Source organism: Brevibacterium aurantiacum (assembly GCF_007558825.1).
Taxonomy (GTDB): domain Bacteria; phylum Actinomycetota; class Actinomycetes; order Actinomycetales; family Brevibacteriaceae; genus Brevibacterium; species Brevibacterium aurantiacum_A.
This window is the reverse complement of record NZ_VLTK01000056.1, coordinates 1-630: the sequence shown is the minus strand read 5'-3', so window position 1 is coordinate 630 and position 630 is coordinate 1. Positions and strand designations below refer to the sequence as shown.

Here is a 630-nt window from a genome sequence, read left to right as displayed (position 1 = left end):
CGCGATTACTAGCGATTCCAGCTTCATGTAGGCGAGTTGCAGCCTACAATCCGAACTGAGAACGGTTTTATGAGATTAGCTCCACCTCGCGGTCTTGCAGCTCTTTGTACCGTCCATTGTAGCACGTGTGTAGCCCAGGTCATAAGGGGCATGATGATTTGACGTCATCCCCACCTTCCTCCGGTTTGTCACCGGCAGTCACCTTAGAGTGCCCAACTTAATGATGGCAACTAAGATCANCAAGACATAAAGGGCATGATGATTTGACGTCATCCCCACCTTCCTCCGAGTTGACCCCGGCAGTCTCCTATGAGTTCCCACCATCACGTGCTGGCAACATAGAACGAGGGTTGCGCTCGTTGCGGGACTTAACCCAACATCTCACGACACGAGCTGACGACAACCATGCACCACCTGTCACTCTGCTCCCGAAGGAGAAGCCCTATCTCTAGGGTTGTCAGAGGATGTCAAGACCTGGTAAGGTTCTTCGCGTTGCTTCGAATTAAACCACATGCTCCACCGCTTGTGCGGGCCCCCGTCAATTCCTTTGAGTTTCAGCCTTGCGGCCGTACTCCCCAGGCGGAGTGCTTAATGCGTTAACTTCAGCACTAAAGGGCGGAAACCCTCTAA

Annotated in this window: 1 rRNA gene; it reads right to left on the bottom strand. The window is 52.8% G+C overall.

Features of this window, described 5'->3' with window-relative positions:
* Positions 1–630 (bottom strand): 16S ribosomal RNA (locus FO013_RS22735); the annotation flags it as partial.